This is a genomic window from Streptomyces halobius (genome assembly GCF_023277745.1).
GTDB lineage: Bacteria > Actinomycetota > Actinomycetes > Streptomycetales > Streptomycetaceae > Streptomyces > Streptomyces halobius.
The window spans coordinates 7,880,639-7,899,043 of sequence record NZ_CP086322.1 but is presented as its reverse complement, the minus strand read 5'-3'; the positions used below and the strand labels follow the sequence as shown (position 1 = coordinate 7,899,043).

At 71.1% G+C, this 18,405-nt stretch carries 16 protein-coding genes, 2 pseudogenes and 1 riboswitch; of the genes and pseudogenes, 7 read left to right on the top strand and 11 right to left on the bottom strand.

The window, feature by feature from the left end; all coding sequences use genetic code 11:
• Positions 1-106 precede the first annotated feature (106 nt).
• Entirely contained in the window at positions 107-1,219 is a 1,113-nt protein-coding gene (locus tag K9S39_RS35830) for a tyrosine-type recombinase/integrase (RefSeq protein WP_248867494.1), read from the top strand.
• A gap of 4 nt (positions 1,220-1,223) precedes the next feature.
• Here the strand turns inward: K9S39_RS35830 and K9S39_RS35825 are convergent, their stop codons facing one another.
• Positions 1,224-2,627 (bottom strand): peptidase C39 family protein, encoded by a 1,404-nt coding sequence (locus tag K9S39_RS35825; protein ID WP_248867493.1) that lies wholly within the window; start codon positions 2,625-2,627, stop codon positions 1,224-1,226.
• Positions 2,628-2,832: 205 nt separating this feature from the next.
• Here K9S39_RS35825 and K9S39_RS35820 point away from each other — a divergent pair, with 205 nt between their 5' ends.
• Positions 2,833-3,417 carry a uridine kinase family protein gene (locus K9S39_RS35820; RefSeq protein ID WP_248867492.1) on the top strand — a complete coding sequence of 195 codons (585 nt, stop codon included), beginning with the start codon at positions 2,833-2,835 and terminating at the stop codon, positions 3,415-3,417.
• Between the two features lie 555 nt (positions 3,418-3,972).
• Positions 3,973-5,889 (top strand): AAA family ATPase, encoded by a 1,917-nt coding sequence (locus K9S39_RS35815; RefSeq protein WP_248867491.1) that lies wholly within the window; start codon positions 3,973-3,975, stop codon positions 5,887-5,889.
• A 223-nt stretch (positions 5,890-6,112) separates the two neighbouring features.
• On the opposite strand, the gene K9S39_RS35810 is transcribed toward K9S39_RS35815, so the two are convergent.
• The 10 genes from K9S39_RS35810 to ribD all read right to left on the bottom strand — a co-directional run bounded on the left by K9S39_RS35810 (position 6,113) and on the right by ribD (position 14,950).
• Positions 6,113-7,234, bottom strand: coding sequence for a hemolysin family protein (locus K9S39_RS35810; RefSeq protein WP_248867490.1), 1,122 nt, complete (start codon positions 7,232-7,234; stop codon positions 6,113-6,115).
• Positions 7,231-8,610: a hemolysin family protein gene (locus K9S39_RS35805; RefSeq protein ID WP_248867489.1), complete on the bottom strand. Its 1,380-nt coding sequence runs from the start codon at positions 8,608-8,610 to the stop codon at positions 7,231-7,233. Before K9S39_RS35805 ends, K9S39_RS35810 begins: the two co-directional genes overlap by 4 nt.
• 165 nt (positions 8,611-8,775) lie before the next feature.
• Positions 8,776-9,240 carry a PH domain-containing protein gene (locus K9S39_RS35800; protein ID WP_248867488.1) on the bottom strand — a complete coding sequence of 155 codons (465 nt, stop codon included), beginning with the start codon at positions 9,238-9,240 and terminating at the stop codon, positions 8,776-8,778.
• Positions 9,241-9,281: 41 nt separating this feature from the next.
• Positions 9,282-10,130, bottom strand: coding sequence for an ATP phosphoribosyltransferase (gene hisG, locus K9S39_RS35795; RefSeq protein ID WP_248867487.1), 849 nt, complete (start codon positions 10,128-10,130; stop codon positions 9,282-9,284).
• A 57-nt stretch (positions 10,131-10,187) separates the two neighbouring features.
• Positions 10,188-10,460: a phosphoribosyl-ATP diphosphatase gene (locus K9S39_RS35790; RefSeq protein ID WP_248867486.1), complete on the bottom strand. Its 273-nt coding sequence runs from the start codon at positions 10,458-10,460 to the stop codon at positions 10,188-10,190.
• Positions 10,461-10,542: 82 nt separating this feature from the next.
• A complete protein-coding gene (gene ribH, locus K9S39_RS35785) occupies positions 10,543-11,028 on the bottom strand; it encodes a 6,7-dimethyl-8-ribityllumazine synthase (RefSeq protein WP_248867485.1) in 486 nt (161 codons plus the stop codon).
• A 72-nt stretch (positions 11,029-11,100) separates the two neighbouring features.
• Entirely contained in the window at positions 11,101-12,390 is a 1,290-nt protein-coding gene (locus tag K9S39_RS35780; RefSeq protein ID WP_248867484.1) for a bifunctional 3,4-dihydroxy-2-butanone-4-phosphate synthase/GTP cyclohydrolase II, read from the bottom strand.
• Between the two features lie 151 nt (positions 12,391-12,541).
• The gene (locus K9S39_RS35775; RefSeq protein ID WP_248867483.1) at positions 12,542-13,195 is read right to left on the bottom strand and encodes a nicotinamide mononucleotide transporter family protein; all 654 of its coding nucleotides are present in this window, start codon (positions 13,193-13,195) and stop codon (positions 12,542-12,544) included.
• A complete protein-coding gene (locus K9S39_RS35770; RefSeq protein WP_248867482.1) occupies positions 13,192-13,854 on the bottom strand; it encodes a riboflavin synthase in 663 nt (220 codons plus the stop codon). Before K9S39_RS35770 ends, K9S39_RS35775 begins: the two co-directional genes overlap by 4 nt.
• Position 13,855: 1 nt before the next feature.
• Positions 13,856-14,950 carry a bifunctional diaminohydroxyphosphoribosylaminopyrimidine deaminase/5-amino-6-(5-phosphoribosylamino)uracil reductase RibD gene (gene ribD, locus K9S39_RS35765; RefSeq protein ID WP_248869109.1) on the bottom strand — a complete coding sequence of 365 codons (1,095 nt, stop codon included), beginning with the start codon at positions 14,948-14,950 and terminating at the stop codon, positions 13,856-13,858.
• A 181-nt stretch (positions 14,951-15,131) separates the two neighbouring features.
• Positions 15,132-15,262, bottom strand: a riboswitch (FMN riboswitch).
• Between the two features lie 280 nt (positions 15,263-15,542).
• Here ribD and K9S39_RS35760 point away from each other — a divergent pair.
• From K9S39_RS35760 to K9S39_RS35745, 4 genes and pseudogenes are all read left to right on the top strand, one after another.
• A complete protein-coding gene (locus K9S39_RS35760; protein ID WP_248867481.1) occupies positions 15,543-16,322 on the top strand; it encodes an SDR family oxidoreductase in 780 nt (259 codons plus the stop codon).
• A gap of 148 nt (positions 16,323-16,470) precedes the next feature.
• Positions 16,471-16,865: pseudogene (locus tag K9S39_RS35755) on the top strand (MFS transporter); the annotation flags it as partial.
• Position 16,866: 1 nt separating this feature from the next.
• Positions 16,867-17,182: pseudogene (locus K9S39_RS35750) on the top strand (nitrate reductase); the annotation flags it as partial.
• Positions 17,183-17,520: 338 nt separating this feature from the next.
• Positions 17,521-18,276, top strand: a complete 756-nt coding sequence (locus K9S39_RS35745; protein WP_283113147.1) for a DUF5995 family protein — start codon at positions 17,521-17,523, stop codon at positions 18,274-18,276.
• Positions 18,277-18,405 lie beyond the last annotated feature (129 nt).

Genomic DNA, 18,405 nt, shown 5'->3' with positions numbered 1-18,405 from the left:
AAAATCTCCCCCGCAGCCCAGATTTGGCGCGGCCGGAATTCCGAGCTACAACAACACACCCTGCCGGGAAGACCCGTCGGGAACGCTCGGATGGATTGGTGTGGTTTTGGCTACGGTCCTGGACAAGGGCGCTGATGCACCCGGAAAGCGTTGGGTTGTTCGCTACCGCGAGCCCGGCGGGCGTAGCGCTCAGCAGCGCCAGAAGTCATTCGACCGCAAGAAGGACGCGGTGGACTTCGCCACCAAGGTTGAGAACGACAAACGCGAGAACACATACGTCGACCCGACCGCTGGAAAAGTGCCCCTGCGCCGCTATGCGGATGACTGGCTCAATGCGGTGGTTATGTCGGACGGCACCCTTGAGTCATACGAGCGCATCCTGCGGCTCCACGTCCTGCCGCACCTGGGCCGCAAGACGATCGCTCAGGTCACGGCAGCCGACGTGGAGGAGCTGTACGCTCGGTGGGCGAAGGGCGGGGCCAAGCCCAATACGATCGACGCACGCAGCATCGCGCTGTCGTCGCTATTCTCCCATGCCGTGCGCCATAAGCGCATAGCCAACAACCCGGTCAAGGAAGCGGAGAAGCCTGATAACTCGGTGGTTCCGGTCGATGAGCGGAGCCTTCCGAGTCTCGAAGAGATCAAGGCTATAGCGCACACCATCGGACCGCGCTTGGAACCTACTGTGTGGCTGATGGCTTGCGGCGGTCTGCGTATCGGCGAATCACTTGGCGTTTTTCCCGAGGATTTTCAGGACGGCATGCTACGCCTGCGGCGCCAGGTCGTCCGGTATCGGGGTAGGGACGGACCCTACGTGGCGCGATACGCGCCCTTGAAGCACCGGAAAGAGGGTGAATGGCGCGACGTACCGGTACCGGAATACTTCGCTGCCTTCGCTGATCGGTTCCCCATTCTGAACCAGCAGGGAGGGATGACGTATCCAGGGCTTGTCCGCGCTTCCTGGGATCGGACCATCAAGCGGCTGGGGCTCAGGGAATACAAGCCTCATGACCTGAGGCATAAATGGGCGACCGTGACCTTGACGAATGGAGTGTCCATTCACGAGGTGTCCCGGTGGCTGGGGCACCGGTCCATCAAGGTCACGGTCGACCGCTACGGTCACCTCACCCAGGACGGCCGCGAGCGCTGCCGTCAGGTGGTGGCGGCGACCTTCGAGGGCTACCTGCCAGAGGAGCTGTCGGTGGGCCTGGCGGCTTGATCCGCTACAGGATCCCCAGCTCCCGCAGGACGCGGTGCTGACTTGGTGCTGACTTCACCGGGAAGTAGAGGTAGCAGACGCCCCCCGTACCGCTTGTGACCTGGCCTTTTTCGTCGTAGCGCTTCGTCCGCAGCCAGATGTTCTCGAACTGCCGCCGCTTGTAGACGTGCCGGACCGCCTCATTGGTCGGCGAGTTCGGATCGTTGGCGATGACGTCGCCGTTCCCGGTGAAGCCGATGACGGTCATGATGTGGCCGGGCGTGCCGTATCCCGCGCCGTCCAGCTCCCCCTTCACGAAGGACTGGGAGGTGATGAGCGGAATCCCGGCGTGGACGAGGGCCTCGGCTTCGCTCAGCGAGTTCAGCCGGGTGACCACGCCCTGGAGGCCCCGGTACGTCGCGGCGTAGGCGGCGTTGAAGGGCCAGTTGCCGCAGCCCTCGTACTGGTAGTCGTAGGTGAAGCGGGCGGCGTGGCAGACCTGTGGGTCGGCGTAGTCGGGGTTGACCCAGGCGAGGTCCTCGGGGGTGGGCGCGCGGCCCCAGTACTCGATGATCATCTGGGACGAGGTGGGGCTGCACCAGGCTTCGCCGCCGTTGTCGTACTCCGGGTACTGGCCCTTGTGGATCTCCTGGGAGTAGCGGGGGACGGCCAGTTCGCAGCCGGCGCCGACACCCGGCTCGGAGGCCGGCACCTCGAAGCGGTCCGGGACGTCCGAGCCCATCGCGCCCAGCCGCCAGACGGTGGGGGTGAGCCCGCTGCCCGGCTTGCGGTGGAGGGTCAGCCGCAGCTGGTACGAGACCAGGCGCAGGCCGCTCGCCGGGTCGTCGACGGCGAGGGTGTCGGTGGAGATGCTGCTCCTGCCGTCCTTCTGGTCGTCGACCGAGGTGCGGCGGATGTCCCCGTCCCCGGCGGCCCAGCGGCCCATCACGTACCACGGAGTGCGACCGCCGTCGCTGTAGGTGCCGCGCAGCTCGACGGCGATCCAGGTGCCGGCCGGGGCGTGCGCGTTCCAGGAGGCGACGGCCTCGGTGGCGGGGGGCTTCAGCCGGTGCACCGGGGAGGTCCAGGTGGCGTACTCCCAGGTGGTGGTCTTGTGGGTGTGCGGGTCTTGGTAGTCGACGGTGCCGACGGGGCGAGCGATGCAGACACCGGGGCGCGGGCCGTCCACGACGGCGGTGCCCTTGCCGGTGCCCCGGCTCCAGTCGGTCGCGGTGGTCCAGGCGTGATAGTCCACGTAGCTCTTCGACCGGCGCACGGAAGCGCCCGGGGTGGTGTTTTCAGGCGGGGCGCCGGTGCCCCCGGCAGCCCCGCGGGAGGTGTCGGCGGCCATCGCCAAGGGGGTGGCAGCGCCCGCCGCGACGGCGAGCGCTGCCGCCAGGACGGTGCGCCGGGGCGCGGAGCTGGTCATCGTGAGAGTCCCCCAGTCGGATGCGTGCGATCGGGTACGAGGATGCGGGCCGGGTCAGCGGGTGCGCGGGTACGGGGCGGTCGGGCGTGGCTCAACTATCACCGCTCCGCTCACCCTTCGGCCAGCGGTTCGGCGCGCCTCGCGGCAACAGTATTCCCGTGTCGCGCCACATTATTGGTGTGGACCACTGTCATACGCTGGTGTGATGGCCCCTGATCCGACCTCGCTCGCCGCCCGGTTGCGGGCCCTGCCGCCGTCCTGCGGGCCGGTGCGGCTGATCGCGATCGACGGGCACGCGGGGTCCGGCAAGACCACCTTCGCCGAACTGCTGGCGCACGCCCTCGACGGTGCGCCGGTGGTGCACACCGATGACCTCGCCACCCATGAGGAGCTGTTCGCCTGGAGCGACCGGTTCCGGGCGCAGGTGCTGGAGCCGCTGTCCCGGGGCGAGGACGCGCGGTACGGGGTCTATGACTGGGTGCACCGGGCGTTCACGGAACAGCGGGTCGTGCCGCCCGCGCCGGTGGTGCTGGTGGAGGGCGTCGGTACGGGCCGCCGGTCCCTGCGACCGTATCTGGCGTGCCTGCTGTGGATGGAACTGACGAGCGAGCACTCATGGGAAAGGGGTCAACTCAGGGATGGTCCGGGGCTCTCCGCCTTCTGGGATGGCTGGATCCCGGCGGAGCTGACGCACTTCGCGGAGGACCCTTCCCGCCCGTACGCCGATTTCCTGGTGCACCAGGGACAGGCGGGATACGAGGTACACGTGGGGCCTCCTTTGCCACCCTGAACCGCCCCGGATCTCACCCTCCGTAGCGGACCGCGGCCGCCGCGCCGGATCCCGCCGACAGGGACCCGCCGACTGTCCCAACTCGGCTTGACCTGGGGGGCGTACAGGACTTACGTTCTCAATGTGCGGTTCTACGGACCGCCCGCAGATGCGAAGCCCCCGGTTGTTCCCCCGTGATCGGGGGCTTCGTTCTGTGCGATTCGCCCCTTCCGCCGCGTCCCGCGCCGCCCTTCCCTCACCCTGGGTCACCGCATTCTTCGCGCCGTCCAGCTGAGGCTTCCCGGCCGTTTCCCGGCGTCCCGGCCTCGCGCCGTCCCCCTCCCCCGCACCCTCCCGTCCGCGTCCCGCCCTCACCCGCCCTCGTCATCTCCCCCGTACGGCCCTCTTCGGCCCGTACCGTTTCCGCAGGTACGATGCGAGTCCGTGCCACCGGAGGACACCGACCGAGGTGCGCGACGGCGGCCAACTCCCGTCCGCCGTCCGCCGGTTCGGGAGGCCACGGCCCGGCACGCGTCCGGCGGCACACCACGGGGGGACGTTTTGTGGGGGGACGGGATGGAATTCGGCACACAAGGCTCGCCCGCCCCGGCCGAACTCGCCTGGCTGCGCGCGGTCGACGCCTACACCGTGGGCGCCTACCCGCAGGCCGAGGAGGAGTTCCGGGCCGCGGTACGACTCGATCCGGCGATGGCCGACGCCTGGCTCGGACTGCACGCACTGCGCATCGACACCTCCACCGCGCTGCTGCGGATGCACCGGCACCGCGACCGCTTCGGTGAGCAGCGCAGCCGCCACCGGCGCACCCTCAACTCCTGGTACTGGCTCGGCTGGTGGGTGCAGCCGGTACTGGAGACCGGCCGCGATCTGCTGCTCGCACACGCCTCCCACTGGCTGGACGGCCGCCATGTCGCCGAGCTGGACCAGGCGTTGGCCGGCTGCCCGCCGGTGGACACCGATCCGCAGGTCCGTTTTCTGCACGCCTGCCGCGCCTATCTCGTCAAGGACTGGGATCAGCTCGTACGGCACACCGAGCCACTGCTGGGCGACCCGGTCCTGGGCATCGAGGCCGGGCTGTTCGGCGGGATGGCCCGGGTGCGGCTGGAGATGTACGGGCAGGCCGAGCCGCTGCTGTCCGCGGCGCTGATGCGCTGCCGCAGCGAGCAGCCGCAGCGCAAGGAGCTGCGCTACTGGCTCGCCCGCGCCCACGAGGGCACCGGGCGCAGCGCCGCGGCGCTGCCCCTCTACCGCGCGGTGCACCGCGTCGACCCGGCGTTCATGGACACCGCCGCCCGGCTCGCCGCCATCGCCGAGGGGGACGGCCTGGACGAGGGCGCCGATCTGGCGACGGTCTCCGCCTCCGGCTTCGGCCAGGAGGCCGGCGGCGATCTGGATCCGCTCGCCCCGCTCGACCCGGTCGACGGCCGTGAGCTGCTGGCGACCGGCGATCCCGACGGGCCGCACGGCGACCCGGGCGGCGAGGTGGACGGTACGGCGGCCGGGGCCGGCACCACGGCCCGGCGCAAGACCGCCGCACCGGGCCCGCGCGGCGCCGAGCGGCTGCCCGCCGGGCCCTCCGATCCGGTGCTGCTGGAGAAGGCGCTGGCGGAGCTGGAGCGGATGGTCGGCATGGAGCCGGTCAAACGGCAGGTACGGGCGCTGTCCGCGCAGCTGCGGATGGCACGGCTGCGCGCGAGCCAGGGCCTGCCGGTGCAGCCGCCCAAGCGGCACTTCGTCTTCTCCGGGCCGTCGGGCACCGGCAAGACGACCGTGGCCCGCATACTCGGGCGGGTCTTCTACGCCCTGGGACTGCTCGGCGGCGACCATCTCGTGGAGGCCCAACGGGCCGATCTGGTGGGCGAGTTCCTCGGCCAGACCGCGGTCAAGGCGAATGAGCTGATCGACTCGGCGCTGGGCGGGGTGCTGTTCGTCGACGAGGCGTACAGCCTGTCCAACTCCGGCTACAGCAAGGGCGACGCGTACGGCGACGAGGCCCTTCAGGTGCTGCTCAAGCGCGCCGAGGACAACCGCGACCGGCTGGTCGTCATCCTGGCCGGTTATCCGGAGGGCATGGACCGGCTGCTGGCCGCCAACCCCGGCCTGTCCTCCCGCTTCACCACCCGCGTCGACTTCCCCAGCTACCGGCCGCTGGAGCTGACCGCGATCGGTGAGGTGCTGGCCGCCGAGAACGGCGACCGCTGGGACGAGGAGGCCCGCGACGAGCTGTGCAGCATCAGCGGCCATGTCGTCGAACAGGGGTGGATCGACGAACTCGGCAACGGTCGTTTCCTGCGCACCCTGTACGAGAAGAGCTGCGCCTACCGGGATCTGCGACTGTCCACCTGGCGCGGCACCCCGACCCGCGACGATCTCGCCACGCTTCGGCTGCCCGATCTGATGCAGGCGTACGGCGAGGTCCTCTCCGGCCGCGGGCCGGACCCGCAGGGGCCGCCGCCCAAGGGGCTGGATCTTTAGGACGGGAGCGGAGGACGGGGGTGCTCCCCCTAAGAGGTGGAGAATGCTGCCCTATGGGGTGGGCGGCGCTTCCCCTAGGGGTGGTCGAACAGATCCCCCAGGGGGCGGAGGGGCCCCTTGCAGGCCCCAACGCGGCGGGGCCCGGCGCGGTGTTCCCAGAGGGGGCACACCCGTAAGCACGAAGCGTTAAGCACGCCCCTGACAACGCCCCGGCGACGTTCCCCTAAGCCAGCGCCCGGTCCTCCGCCGGTAGTTCTCCTCTCGGTTCGGTGAGGTGGTCCGCCGCCAGCGCCCGTCCGCGGCGGCCGGCCGGCCTGGTGCGGTGGGCGGGGTCGCGGACCTCGCCCACCAGCATCTCCAGTACGTCCTCCAGCGCCACCAGGCCCAGCACCCGCCCGGTCGCGTCGGCGACCGCCGCCAGATGGGAGGCGGCCCGGCGCATCGCCGTCAGGGCGTCGTCCAGGGGCAGCTCGGCGCGGAGCGTCGCCATCGGGTGCCACACCCGCTGTGGCACCGCGCGGTCCCGCTCCTCCAGGTCCAGGACGTCCTTGACGTGCAGATAGCCCATATAGGCGCCGCCGGCCGTGCAGACCGGGAAACGGGAGTAGCCGGTCCGTACGGTCAACTCTTCCACCTGGCGGGGCGTCACCGTCGGATCGATGGTGACCAGTCCCGCCGGGTCGAGGAGGACATCGGTGACGGGCCGGCTGCCGAGCTCCAGCGCGTCGGACAGCCGCTCCTGTTCGGCCGGGGCGAGCAGGCCCGCCTGGCCGGCGTCCTCGACGAGATGGGTGAGCTGCTCGCTGGTGAAGACCGCCGCCACCTCGTCCTTGGGCTCGACGCGGAAGAGCCGGAGCACGCCGTGGGCGCAGGCGCCGAGCAGCGCGGTGACGGGACGGCACAGCCGCGCGAAGGCGACCAGGGTGGGGCTGAACCACAGGGCGGTCTTCTCGGGGGCCGCCATCGCGAGGTTCTTGGGGACCATTTCGCCGATGACGAGGTGGAGGAAGACCACCACGGCGAGGGCTATGACATACCCGAGGGGATGGATCAGCGCCCCGGGGAGGTGCACCGCGTGGAAGACCGGCTCCAGGAGGTGGGCGACGGTCGGTTCGGCGACCGCGCCGAGCGTCAACGAGCAGACGGTGATGCCGAACTGGGCGGCGGCCATCATCTGCGGCAGGTTCTGCAGACCGTGCAGGACCTGCCGGGCCCGTTTGGAGCCTTCCGTCGCCAGTGGTTCGATCTGGCTGCGGCGCACCGAGACCAGGGCGAACTCGGCACCCACGAAGAAGCCGTTGGCGAGCACGAGGAGGATGGCGAACAGGAGCTGGGCCAGGGTCACCGGGCCACCTCCGCACCGGCCACGATGGGTTCGCGGGGCGCTTCGGGAGGGACCGGGATCGCCGCCCCGGCGGCCACCGTCCGGACGATCCTTATCCGCTCGGCGCGGTGGTGGGACACCAGCCGCACCCGCAGCCGCCAGCCGTCGAGTTCGGCGGTGTCACCGGGGGCCGGGATCCTGCCGAGTATGTGGGCCACCAGTCCCGCCACCGTCTCGTACGGGCCGTCGGGGGCCGCCAGGCCGATCCGCCGCAGGGTGTCCACCCGGCAGCCGCCGTCGGCGTCCCAGGCGGGGCGGCCGTCCTCGGCCGGGGCCTGGCCCAGTTCGGGCAGGTCCACCCCGTCGTGCTCGTCGCGGACCTCGCCGACGAGTTCCTCGACGATGTCCTCCAGGGTGACCACACCGGCGGTGCCGCCGTATTCGTCGACGACGACCGCTATCGGCTGTTCGCTGCGGAGCCGCTCCAGCAGCGGCTGGACGGGCAGCGTCTCGGGGACCAGGAGCGGCGGCATGGCGATCCGGCCGGCCGGGGTGCGCAGCCGCTCGTGCGCCGGGACGGCCAGCGCGTCCTTGAGGTGGACCATACCGACGATCTCGTCGATCCGGGTGCGGTAGACAGGAAAGCGGGAGAGTCCGGTGGCGCGGGTGAGGTTGACGACGTCCTCGGCGGTCGCGGACGCCTGCAGGGCACTGACCCGTACGCGGGGCGTCATGACGTTCTCCGTGGTCAGGCCGCCGAGCGAGAGGGTGCGGACGAAGAGGTCCGCGGTGTTCTGCTCGATCGCGCCGGCCTGCGCGGAGTGGCGGGCGAGCGAGACCAGCTCGCCGGGGGTGCGGGCGGAGGCCAGCTCATCGGTCGGCTCCACGCCCAGGAAGCGGACGAGGCGGTTGGCGACGGTGTTCAGCAGGGTGATCACCGGGCGGAAGAACCGGGAGAAGGCGTGCTGCGGGCCGGCGACGAACCGTGCGACCTGCAGCGGCTTGGAGACCGCCCAGTTCTTGGGCACCAGCTCGCCGATGACCATCTGGACGGCGGAGGCCAACAGCATGCCTATCGCGACGGCGACGCCGGGGACCGCTCCCTTGGGGAGGCCGACGGCGAGCAGCGGGCCGGAGAGCAGCTGGGCCAGCGCGGGCTCGGCGAGCATACCGACCACCAAGGAGGTGATCGTGATGCCGAGTTGCGTGCCGGAGAGCTGGAAGGAGAGTTCACGCAGCGCGGAGACGACGGTGCGGGCGCGGCGGTCGCCGTCGGCCGCGGCCCGTTCGGCGTCCGCCTTTTCGACGGTGACGAGTCCGAACTCCGCGGCCACGAAGAAGCCGTTGGCCAGAATCAGGACAAATGCCGCCGCAAGCAGGATCAGGGGGCCGGTCATGCCGCCGCCCCCATCGTATGCGGAGGGGCGGCGCAGGTACTACAGGACGATCCGTCCATTGCCGGAGGGAGTCACTCCTCGGGTCGCAGTTGTCCCACTGAGGGGCCGGGCGCTCGGCGCGCTCCGGGGAACAGGGTAGTCAGCGGGAACGGGATTAGGGCAGGCTCACCGGGCCGTGTGTTCGACGGCACCGTGTTTCTCGGCGAGGTCACGCAGCGCGCGGGCGTCCCGGAGGGCCTGCTCCCTGCCGATGCCGGGCTGGATGCCCATCGCGGGGAGGCTGGTGCCGTCGGCCAGGTCGAGATGGACCCAGGGGTCGCCGGCCCGGAGATTGACACGGATGATCTGTGCCCAGGCGAGTTCGCGCTTGGCGGTGAGATTGACGACCGTGACGCCCTCTTGCCGCGCGACCACCTTGGGGCGGCTCAGCAGCAGGAGGACGGCCAGCACCAGCACTCCGGTGAGCGCGAAGCTGATCCGCTCGCCGCCGCTCAGCTTCGGCAGTGCCAGCGCGATCGCCGTGAGGACGGCGAGCTGGGCGATGCCGACGGTGAGGAGGACGACCCGGGTGCGGGTCGGCCGGAACGTCACCGGGAGGCCGGTCACAGGGGGCTGGGGTGCCGCGGACACGTCGTGGTCTTCCGTCGTACGTAGGGGTGGGTGGTGGCCGGTCAGAGCCGGCAGGCGTGGATGCCGGTGGTCAGGATCGCGCGGGCGCCGAGGTCGTAGAGCTCGTCCATGATGCGCTGGGCGTCCTTGGACGGAACCATCGAGCGGACCGCGACCCAGCCTTCGTGGTGCAGCGGGGAGACGGTCGGCGACTCCAGGCCCGGGGTGAGCGCGACGGCCTTCTCGACGTGCTCCACACGGATGTCGTAGTCCATCATCACGTAGCGGCGGGCCACCAGGACGCCCTGCATACGGCGCAGGAACTGGCGCACCTTCGGGTCGTCGTCCGGGGCGCCGGTACCGCGGACGACCACGGCCTCGGACCGGAGGATCGGGTCGCCGATGGTCTCCAGGCCCGCGTTGCGCAGGGTGGTGCCGGTCTCCACGACATCCGCGATGATCTCGGCGACGCCGAGCTGGATGGCGGTCTCCACGGCGCCGTCGAGGTGCACGACGGAGGCGTCCACGCCGTTGTCGGCGAGGTGCTGGGTGACCAGGCCGGCGAACGAGGTGGCGACCGTCATGCCGCCGAACTCGGTGACGTCCTTCGCGGTGCCCGGGCGGGTCGCGTAGCGGAACGTCGAGTCGGCGAAGCCGAGCTGCAGGATCTCCTCGGCGTCGGCTCCGGAGTCCAGCAGCAGGTCACGGCCGGTGATCCCGATGTCGAGCTTGCCGGAGCCGACGTAGACCGCGATGTCGCGGGGGCGCAGGAAGAAGAACTCGACCTCGTTCTCGGCGTCGACGAGGACCAGTTCCCTGCGGTCCTTGCGCTGGCGGTAGCCGGCCTCATGGAGCATCGCCGACGCAGGCTCGGACAGTGAACCCTTGTTGGGGACAGCGATGCGCAGCATGAGAGCGAATTCCTTTACGGCCGAAGAGTGTTGGGGTGAGAGTGCCGGGAGGCGGGATCAGAGGTGGGCGTAGACGTCGTCGAGGGAGATCCCCTTGGCGACCATCATCACCTGAAGGTGGTAGAGAAGCTGGGAGATCTCCTCCGCGGCGGCCTCGTGGGACTCGTACTCCGCGGCCATCCAGACCTCGGCGGCCTCTTCGACGACCTTCTTGCCGATCGTATGGACACCGGCCTGCACCAGCTCGGCGGTGCGGGAGGTGGCCGGGTCGCCGGTGGCGGCCTTCTGCTGGAGCTCGGAGAACAGCTCCTCGAACGTCTTCTTGGACATGATGGTGACTACCCTACGCGGTTGAGTTGCAGCGGCGCGCAGCGCCTCGGCTGAAGGGTGGCGGCGGGCGACGGGCGGGCGCCTAGCGCCAGGGCTCGGACACCGTCCGCAGGGTGGCGGCGGTGGCGATCGCGGCGGTGACCGCTTCGTGGCCCTTGTCCTCGGCGGAGCCCTCCAGGCCCGCACGGTCCACGGCCTGCTCCTCGGTGTCGCAGGTCAGTACGCCGAAGCCGACCGGTACGCCGGTGTCCACCGCGACCTGGGTCAGGCCCTGGGTGACGCCCTGGCAGACATAGTCGAAGTGCGGGGTGCCGCCCCTGATCACCACGCCCAGGGCGACGACCGCGTCATAGCCGCGGCCGGCCAGGACCTTGGCGAGGACCGGCAGCTCGAAGGTACCGGGCACCCGAAGCAGCGTCGGCTCGTCGATGCCGAGCTCGGCGAGGGCGCGCAGCGCGCCGTCCACCAGGCCGTCCATCACCTTCTCGTGCCACTGCGCGGCGATCACGGCCACCCGCAGGTCGCCACAGTTCTTCACGGTCAGTTCGGGTGCGCCCTTGCCGCTCACGGTTCTCCTCGTACAGGTGATGGTTGACGTACAGGTGATGGTTGACGGTGCTGTGCCGACTCTGCATACCGGCTACTGGTGGTCGCAGGCGGACGCGCGGTCGCCGTCCAGCCAGGGCAGGTCGTGTCCCATCCGGTCCCGCTTGGTGCGCAGATACCGGAGGTTGTGTTCGCCGGCCTGGACGGGCATCGGCTCACGGCCGGTGACCTGCAGGCCGTACCGCACCAGGGCGGCGGTCTTATCAGGGTTGTTGGTCATCAGGCGCAGCGAGCGCACGCCGAGGTCCCGCAGCATCTGCGCGCCCGCGGCGTAGTCGCGGGAGTCGGCGGGCAGCCCCAGCTCCAGGTTGGCGTCGAGGGTGTCGCGGCCGCGTTCCTGGAGTTCGTAGGCGCGCAGCTTGGACAGCAGGCCGATACCGCGTCCTTCGTGGCCGCGCAGGTAGATCACCACGCCACGGCCGGCCTCGGTGATCCGCTCCAGCGACGCCTCCAGCTGGGGGCCGCAGTCGCAGCGCAGCGAGTGGAAGATATCGCCGGTCAGGCACTCGGAGTGGACCCGGACCAGGACGTCCTCGCCGTCGCCGAGGTCGCCGGAGACCAGTGCGATGTGCTCGACGCCGTCGGCGGTGGAGCGGTAACCGTACGCGGTGAACTCGCCGTGTGCGGTGGGCAGCCGGGTCTCGGCCTCGCGGCGGACGGTGGGGGCGGACCGCTGCCGGTGGGCGATCAGATCCTCGATGGAGATGATCGTCAGGCCGTGCTTACGGGCGAACGGCACCAGCTCGGGCAGCCGCAGCATGGTGCCGTCCTCGCCGGCGATCTCCACGATGGCGGCGGCCGGCCGCAGTCCGGCGAGCCGGGCGAGGTCGACACCGGCCTCGGTGTGGCCGTTGCGGACCAGCACACCGCCGGGCCTGGCACGCAGCGGGAAGATATGGCCGGGGCGCACGAAGTCGCCGGGGACGGACGCGCCGGAGGCGAGCAGCCGGAGCGTGGTGGCGCGGTCGGCGGCGGAGATGCCGGTGCTGACGCCGTGCGCGGCGGTGGCGTCGACGGAGACCGTGAAGGCGGTCCGCATCGACTCGGTGTTGTTCTCGACCATCTGCGGAAGTTCGAGCCGGTCCAGCTCCGGGCCCTCCATGGGCGCGCAGATCAGCCCCCGGCACTCGCTCATCATGAACGCGACGATCTCGGGGGTGGCCATCTCCGCCGCGATGACGAGGTCGCCCTCGTTCTCGCGGTTCTCGTCGTCCACCACGACGACGGGGCGGCCCGCGGCGATCTCGGCGACGGCCTGCTCGACGGGGTCGAGCGTGAGGTCCTCGGTGCTCTCCGCGTCGTACCAGCTCTGCAGTGCGGTCATGCGCCTGCCCCTTTGTTCTCCCCCAGGCTTCGCCCGGGGGCGCCCCCATCTCCGCCCGCTCGGCGCAGAGGTGCTGCTTTCTCTCCCAGTGCCTCAAGGGCCTGGGCGGTACCCCCAACTGTCCGCGGCCCGACGGCCGCGCGTGCGTCGCTCACGAGAGTGCTCCTTCCAGGACGGGGCGGCCCACGCGGCGCGAGCGCAGCCACCAGTCGCGCATGCCCCACACGACGAGGGCGAGATAGACGACGTAGACGAGGCCGGAGAAGGCGAGCCCGCTGCTGAAGGCGAGCGGGACGCCGACCAGATCGACCAGCAGCCAGGCGAACCAGAACTCGACCAGACCGCGCGCTTGGGCGACCATCGCGGCGAGCGTGCCGACGAAGATGTAGGCGTCCGGCCAGGGGTTCCAGGACAGCTTCGGGACCAGGGTGAAGAGGGTGCCGACGGCGGCGGTGCCGAGGGCCGTGGCCCCCAGCAGCAGGCCGCGCTCCCGCCAGCTCGCGAAGCGGACGGCTATCGAGCCGTCCTGCGCCTGCCGACGGCCGCGCTGCCACTGCCGCCAGCCCCACACCGCCACGCCGATGACCAGCAGCTGTTTGCCGACGCCACCGCTGAGGTGGGCGGAGGCGTAGGCGGCGACGAGGATGACGCCGGAGAGGAACTGGGCGGGCCAGGTCCAGATGGAGCGCCGCCAGCCGAGGGCCAGGGCGGCCAGGCCGATGGTGTTGCCGATCATGTCGGACCAGATGACGTGCTGTCCGAAGGCCGTGACCGCCTCGCCGTTCAGCCAGTCGAGAGCGCTCACCGGGCCGTCTCCTTGGCCGCCTCGATGTCGTCGCGGTCGTCTGCGCCCCGGCCCAGCAGCCGCTCGACGTACTTGGCGAGCACATCGACCTCGAGGTTGACCGGGTCGCCGGCCTTCTTGATGCCCAGCGTGGTCAGGTCGAGGGTGGTGGGGATGAGGCTGATGGTGAAGTAGTCGTCCGCGGCGTCGACGACCGTGAGGCTGACACCGTCGACGGTGATGGAGCCCTTCTCGACGACGTAACGGGCGAGATGCGGGGGCAGGGCGACCTTGACGATCTCCCAGTGTTCGCCGGGTGTCCGCTCCGTGATCGTGCCGGTGCCGTCGACATGGCCCTGGACGAGGTGCCCGCCGAGCCGGCCGCCCAGCGCCATCGGGCGCTCCAGGTTGACCCGCGACCCGGCGGCCAGCGCACCGAGGCTGGAGCGCCGGAGCGTCTCGGCCATCACATCCGCGGTGAATTCACCCTCGGCGGTGTCCACGACGGTCAGACAGACACCGTTGACGGCGATCGAGTCTCCGTGCTTGGCGTCTTCGGTGACGAGGGGGCCCCGCAGTCGGAACCGGGTGGGGGTACCTCCAGCGTGAGCGGGGGGGCTGTCGCCGAGGTCCTCGACGGCGACGACCTCACCCAGTTCTTCGACGATTCCGGTGAACACTTCACTTCTCCTCGGGGAGGGCGTGGCGAATGGGAGTGGCGGTGATGCGCAGATCGGGGCCGAGCCGCGCGGTGTCGGTCACATCGAGCCGCAAGGCCTCGGCGATGGTGCCGATCCCGGCGTCGCCGAGGGCGGCCGGGCCGGCGCCGAGCAGCACCGGCGCGAGATAGCCGACGACCTTGTCGACGGCGCCGGCGGCGAGGAAGGCCCCGGCGAGCGTGGGCCCGCCTTCGAGCAGTAGGGAGCGCACCTCGCGCTCGTGGAGGACCTGGAGCAGTGCGGGGATGTGCAGGCCGGGCCCGATGGCGGCGCGCGGCAGCCGGACGAGGGGGGCGAGCCCGTCGAGGTGGCTGGTGTCGGCGTCCTCGGCGACGGCGATGAGGACGGGCGCGGTGCCGTCCAGGACCCGGGCGCCGGCCTTGACGGCGGTGGCGCCGGTGTCGACGACGACCCGCAGCGGCTGGCTGATCTCGTCGTCCGAGAGTCCGCCGATCCGGGCACCGAGCTGCGGGTCGTCGGCGCGGGCGGTGCCGGAGCCGACGATGACGGCGTCCGCGGCGGCCCGGAGCCGGTGCACATCGGCGCGCGACTCGGGTGACGAGATCCAGCGGCTGGTGCCGTCCGCGGCGGCGATCCGGCCGTCGAGGCTGGCGGCGTACTTCCACAGCACGAAGGGGCGGCGGCGCAGGACGGAGGTCAGCCAGGCTTCGTTGCCCGCGGCGGCCTCGTCGGCCAGCAGCCCGCCCTCGACATCGACCCCGGCCTCGGCCAGGGTCACCGCGCCGCCGGTGGCGGAAGGGGTGGGGTCGGGGACGGCGTAGACGACGCGGGCGATCCCGGCGTCGATCAGCGCCCGGGCGCAGGGGCCGGTGCGGCCGGTGTGGTTGCAGGGTTCCAGCGAGACGACGGCGGTGCCGCCCCGGGCCCGCTCGCCGGCCGCGCGCAGGGCGTGGATCTCGGCGTGCGGCCCGCCGGCGCGCCGGTGCCAGCCCTCGCCGACGGTACGGCCTGCGGAGTCCAGGACGACACAGCCGACCACGGGGTTCGGGCTGGTGTGCCCGAGGCCGCGCGCGGCCAGCTCAATGGCCCGGCGCATCGCCGCGGTCTCATCGGGGGCTGGGGTGGCCACCGGGTCCTCCTGCCTCTCAGGGCACGGACTCCGGGGCTGTCTGAACGACAGAAGCGGAAACGGAGCCACGGGAACACCGCGACCGGAAAACGGGCCGCCCGGGAACGACCGGACGCGCCGCCGACGGCGGTGTACCGAAGCTCGCCCGCCGCGCACTGCCTCCCATCCGGACTTTCACCGTCGGTGCAGGAATTTCACCTGCTCAACCGGCCGCTGGCTGCGGACGGGTCGCGGACTGTTACCGCCGGTTCGGAATTACACCGACCCCGGAGTGCGCTGCTGCTCTTATGTCAGTACGGCTTCAGTCTGCCATGTCCGGTCGTCGCCCATGCGAGCGAAGCCTGTGGGCTGCCTCACAGCCCCCGGCGCGTCGGGGGTGTCACAGCCGGGACGCGTGCTTCGTCATAACGAAAGGACGCACGACGGACGCAGGACGGGACCCACCCACCTCGATTGCCCCCACGAGCACCCACCCCGACGAAGCACTACACACCAAGAACCCCGCACCGAACAACCGCACAAGAGCACTCCCCTTCTCTCCCCCAAGGACTGATCCGTGATGGCGACAATTCTGGTGACCGGCGGTACGGGCACACTCGGGCGGCCCCTGATCGACCGGCTGCTCGACGCCGGCCATGACGTCCGGTCACTGAGCCGGCGCCCGCACACCGGCACCGAGCGGCCCCGGCTGCGGGTGTACGCGGTCGATCTGCGCGACGGCACCGGGCTCGACGCGGCGGTCGCCGGCGTGGACGCGATCGTGCACTGTGCCACGACGCCGACCGGAGGCGACACGGACGCGGCCGGCCGGCTCATCGCGGCGGCGAAGGCGGCGCATGTCCCGCATCTCGTCTATATCTCGATCGTCGGCGTGGACCGGATCCCGCTGCGCTACTACCGCGCCAAGCTCGCGGTGGAGGGGGCGATCGAGGAGTCGGGGCTGGGCTGGACAGTACTGCGGACCACGCAGTTCCACGATCTGGTGCTCCGTGTGATCAAGGCCGGCGCCCGCTCTCCGGTGCTGCCGGTGCTGCCGGGCGTACGGGCGCAGCCGGTCGATGTGCGTGAAGTGGCCGACCGGCTGGCCGAATTGGCGGTCGGCGAGCCGGCCGGCCGGGTCCCGGACATGGGCGGGCCGGAGGTGCTGGACTTCGGGGATCTCGCACGGGCCACCCTGAAGGCCGGCGGGCGGCGCCGGCTGCTGCTGCCGCTGTGGCTGCCGGGCCCGTCGTTTGCGGCGTTCCGGCGGGGCGAGAATCTCACGCCCGAGCACGCCGACGGGACGCGGACCTATGCCGAGTTCCTGGCGGAGCGGATCCCGGGGGAGGCGCGGGGGTGACGGGGCGTCCGGGGCGGGCGATGCCCGTGCGCGGCGGTCGGGATCCAGATCCGGCGTGTGTCGAAATCCAGATCCAGCCTGTTCCCACCTTCCCGCACCCAACCCGCCCTTGGTTCAGAGCAGTTGCTGTCGGCCCTCACCAGCCGGTCGCGGAACGGACGCCCGGCTCCATCTGGGCGGCGCCGCCCTGGCCCTGACTGCTCTGGGCGCGCTCGCCTGCCAGGGCGTACTCGATCTGCGCGGCGCGCCCGAGGAACACCCGCCGCCACGCTTCGCACTGCCGCCGAAGCCCTGCTCATCGGCGCGGTCGGGTTCTGCGCGATCTTCGCGGAGGGCGCCGGGCTGGACTGGTCGGCGGTCTGTCTCCGGGACGTCCTGGGTACCGGAGCGGGCCTGGCGGCCGCCACGACCACCGCCTTCGCCTGCACGATGGCGGCCGCCCGGCTGGCCGGTGACAAGGTGGTGGCCCGCTTCGGCGCGGTGCGGACGGTACGGGCGGGCGGCGTGCCGGCCGTCGTCGGCGCCCTGCCGGTCATGGCGGCGCGGCGGCATCACCGTCATCCTGTACGGCAGGATCGGCCTGCACGGTGCCCAGATCCAGGTGCACAACAAGGTGGATCTGCAAAATCCGCTGAATCTCGTGCCGGTGGCCGCGGGCGTCATCATCGGAATCGGCGGCGTCAGCCCGCGGATCAGCGACAACTTCGAGCCGAGCAGGATCGCGCTGGGCACGAAAAGTGGTGCTCTCCGGCTACCACGTGCCGCGCGCGCCGGCCCCCGCGCATCTCAAGACGCAGCCTCCGCTCTTGGCCGAGGGAACCGCGTCGTACGACGAAACGACGGGTGCCCCGGAGAAGAGCCGACCGGTATTTCTTCGACCATTGCGACGGATTTCCGCGGGCCACTATCCGGAACACCTTGACGCACGTCGCCGTACATCACCGCACGTCGCCAGGACACGCGCGACATACGTCACCATACGGCAACGTGCGTCAACCCCCGGAATTCGGCACCGTGTTGAACCCGGCTGTTCCCAGGCAACTGTCCTCGCCGCGCCGAAATTATGCGTTTCTCAAGCCGTTGCCGCTCTCCACGGCTCCACCGAATAGCCACAACAGGCGCGCCGTTCATTACCCCGATCCGGTCATCGCCGGACAACAGCCGTCGATATACGCGGACCGGATGCCACGCTGAGCGAATGACCACGATTCAGCAGCACGACGGGCACGGCGGACAGGACCGGACCGGGGAGTCGGAGGCAGCGCCCGCCGGTGGCGCGGAGCCCGCGACGGTCACGGGTGTGGCGGGGGTGCTGGCGAGGATGCGGGCGCTGGACGCCGCTCTGGACGCCGACGACGGGGTGGCCGTCTTCAACCGGGTCTATCTGAGCGTCACCGAGACAGTGGCGCGGCGCATCGGTGACGGTGCCTTCCACGATCCGACGGCCGCCGGCGAGCTGGACATCCGGTTCGCGCGGCGCTACTTCGGCGCGGTGGACGCCGCGGCCGCGGGGCTGCGGCCGCCGGCCTGCTGGCGGCCGCTCTTCCAGCTGCGCCGCCATCCGGGCATCCGTCCGCTGCAGTTCGCGCTGGCCGGTATCAATGCGCACATCGGGCACGACCTGACGCTCGCGGTGGTGGACACCTGCCGGGCCCTGGACTGTGAACCGCCGTCCCTGGAAGGGGATTTCGACCGCGTCGGGGACGTCCTGACGGGCCTTGAGGAGCGGATCAGGGAGAGTCTGATGCCCGGCCCGGACGTGCTGGACATCGCCGATCCGCTCACCCATCTCGCCGGTTCCTGGAGCCTGGAGAGGGCCAGGGACGGCGCCTGGGCCGCGGCCCGGATGCTGTGGGGCGTGCGTCGGCTGCCGGAGGTGGTCGAGGAGTTCACCGAGCGGCTGGACGCGGGGGTGGGCCTGGTCGGACGGTGCCTGCTCACCCCGCTGAACTGACGCACGGGGGGCAGGCGGGGCCGCAGGCATGACGCACGGCGGGGCAGGCGGTGCCCGCCGGCGCGCCGCATGGCGGAAGCGGGGCCCGTCGGCACTGACGCACGGCGGGCGGGGCCCGTCGGCAGCCTC

Bases quoted from the DNA above. Each gene is read 5' to 3' on its own strand.
- K9S39_RS35805 (WP_248867489.1), bottom strand. From the start codon at position 8,610: ATGACCGGCCCCCTGATCCTGCTTGCGGCGGCATTTGTCCTGATTCTG.
- ribD (WP_248869109.1), bottom strand. From the start codon at position 14,950: ATGCGCCGGGCCATTGAGCTGGCCGCGCGCGGCCTCGGGCACACCAGC.
- K9S39_RS35825 (WP_248867493.1), bottom strand. From the start codon at position 2,627: ATGACCAGCTCCGCGCCCCGGCGCACCGTCCTGGCGGCAGCGCTCGCC.
- hisG (WP_248867487.1), bottom strand. From the start codon at position 10,130: ATGCTGCGCATCGCTGTCCCCAACAAGGGTTCACTGTCCGAGCCTGCG.
- K9S39_RS35745 (WP_283113147.1), top strand. From the start codon at position 17,521: ATGACCACGATTCAGCAGCACGACGGGCACGGCGGACAGGACCGGACC.
- K9S39_RS35780 (WP_248867484.1), bottom strand. From the start codon at position 12,390: ATGACCGCACTGCAGAGCTGGTACGACGCGGAGAGCACCGAGGACCTC.
- K9S39_RS35790 (WP_248867486.1), bottom strand. From the start codon at position 10,460: ATGTCCAAGAAGACGTTCGAGGAGCTGTTCTCCGAGCTCCAGCAGAAG.
- K9S39_RS35820 (WP_248867492.1), top strand. From the start codon at position 2,833: ATGGCCCCTGATCCGACCTCGCTCGCCGCCCGGTTGCGGGCCCTGCCG.
- K9S39_RS35815 (WP_248867491.1), top strand. From the start codon at position 3,973: ATGGAATTCGGCACACAAGGCTCGCCCGCCCCGGCCGAACTCGCCTGG.
- K9S39_RS35760 (WP_248867481.1), top strand. From the start codon at position 15,543: ATGGCGACAATTCTGGTGACCGGCGGTACGGGCACACTCGGGCGGCCC.